Origin of the sequence: Mesorhizobium sp. M8A.F.Ca.ET.021.01.1.1 (assembly GCF_003998025.1) — a bacterium.
Classification (GTDB): Bacteria; Pseudomonadota; Alphaproteobacteria; order Rhizobiales; family Rhizobiaceae; genus Mesorhizobium.
Genome location: NZ_RZSJ01000807.1, coordinates 1 through 2,120, shown reverse-complemented (window position 1 = coordinate 2,120; position 2,120 = coordinate 1). Strand labels below are relative to the sequence as shown.

At 55.5% G+C, this 2,120-nt stretch carries 1 protein-coding gene and 1 pseudogene; both read right to left on the bottom strand.

Annotated features, from left to right (window positions below):
• Positions 1–311 (bottom strand): annotated as a pseudogene (locus EOA36_RS34160) (type III restriction endonuclease subunit R); the annotation flags it as partial.
• Between the two features lie 3 nt (positions 312–314).
• Positions 315–2,120 (bottom strand): site-specific DNA-methyltransferase (locus tag EOA36_RS34155; RefSeq protein WP_210212444.1); only part of this gene is annotated, 1,806 nt, incomplete at its 5' end.

Below are 2,120 nucleotides of genomic sequence, written 5' to 3'. Positions count from 1 at the left end.
AGGCTATTGACAGCGAGGAGCGTCTTGCCGCCACCGGTGGGCACTTTGAGCACCACATCGGGAACGGATCGGCCGATACCGTCGAGCCGCGGCGAATAGTCGATGGCGACCCGTGAGGCAGGCAACTTGCCCTTTGCTTTCAACGTGTCCCAAGCTTCTTTGGTAAAGTCGGGGACCATGAATTTCAGATGTGGCTTACCCTTGGCGATGACCTCGATTTCGTCTGCCTCCGCTTTCTTGGTCTTCAAGGCATCGAGGTAGGTTTCGAGGGTTTCAAGAACGCGGGCCTGATAGTCGAGTTCGCGCAGCATCGGCTACATCCGCTCGATGCGGTAAAGTGCAAAGGGCAATGGCACGAACTCGACGGGGATGTTCTGCTCGTCTAGCAGCTTCTGGCTAACAAAGCGCGACGGTGCAAAAACCAGATGCTTCTTGCCCGACTTTGCTTCAGTAAATGCTTTGGCCCGCATAAGCGTGAGCGCTGCGTCGGGGGACTTCAGCCATTCGAGGTCATTGCGATAGATCAGCCAGACGTGCTGACTTTCGGTTTCGCCAAGATAAAAGTCGGCCTCGACCATTGCCGCGAGATCCGCCGCACGGTTGGTTGCCATATGATAGAGCGCCGCGCCGATTGCAGCAAAGCCCGGCAAAGCCTCGCCGGTTAGTACCCTGTCGAGTTCGACTGGTTCGCCCAACGTGCAGAAGGTGAAGGTTCCGCCTAACCCTTCAGCATGCTCAGCGACGGTCTTTTCGCCCGTAACGACGAGTTCGCCATCCTTGATTTCCTTTCTTATTCGGTCGAAGCGATGCGCTTCCAGGTTCTCGATTCCGTCAATCCGATGGACTAGGTCATCGGCTTTGACGATCGCGCGCCAGTTGAGGCTTTCGCGCAAGAGTTCGGTCTTTTGTGTGCCGCTGAAATTGTAACCGTTGATTACGCGTCGCATACGTTCAGCAGTGAGCGTGTCTGCATAGTCTTCCATCTCGGCCAAGATGAATTGGCGTTTGCCGCCATCTACTCGATTCTGGTTCAGAACCGCGTGAGCGGTCGAAGCCGTTCCAGCGAACGAATCCAGCACGATGCTGTCAGGTTTTGTTGCAATCTGTAGGACGCGTTGGATTAACGCAGGCGGCTTCGGCGCGTGGAAATCAACCGTCTCGCGATCCGAGAAGATCGCCAACAGTTCCTTTTTGGACTCCTCAGTGTCCCCGACTTCGCTGCTTGGCCAAAGCGTTAGCGGGACGAGCCCTTTGGCAGAATCCGGGAACTGTTTAATTCTTGGCTTGCCGTTGCCGCCCTTTGGCCAATAGACAAGATCATCTGCCTTCAATTTCTCAAATTCAGGCTCGGTGGCGCCCCAGCACCGGCCCTTGGGAGGATGGTGCTTCACGCCCGTTGGGGTGGTGATGGGATAGACTTGGTTCTCACGAAATCCTTGGGCAGAAAATGGGATGGACGCCCATTCCCCACGGGGGTCATTATCCGGGTTTGAGTAACCATTTTCTGTCGGCAATAGGAGGTTTCGACGGCGCTTCCAAGTGTCCGGTAGCGGCTTCGAATAGACCAACAAATGGTCGATGCTTGGCGAAAGGGTTGCCCGATTTTCACGAGAGGTTCGCTTTTGCCACGCTATCTGGCCAACACAACATTCGGCTCCGAATACTTCGTCTAGTAGGCACCTCGCCCGATGAACTTCGTTATCATCCAGCGTCATCCACAGGCTGCCGTGTTCCGAAAGGAGTTCATAAAGCAACCGCAATCTCGGCCACATCATTGCGCACCATTTGTCATGGCGCAGTCCGTCCTCGATGCCGACAGGATTGGCCGATAGCCATTCCTTGATCATCGGGGAATTGACATTGTCGTTGTAAGCCCAGCCCTCATTGCCAGTGTTGTAGGGCGGGTCGATGAAGACGCAGTCCACCTTGCCGGCATAAATCGGCAACAGCGCCTTGAGCGCGTGCAGGTTGTCGCCATGGATGATCAAATTTCCATCGAGCGCCACTTGCCCGATGCCCTTTTCGGCGATGGGCACCAGCGGCCGAAAAGGGACCGCCAAATGGTGGTTGTAGACGAATTCTTTGCCCTTGAAATTAAGTTCCGTCACGCCGCTCCCACC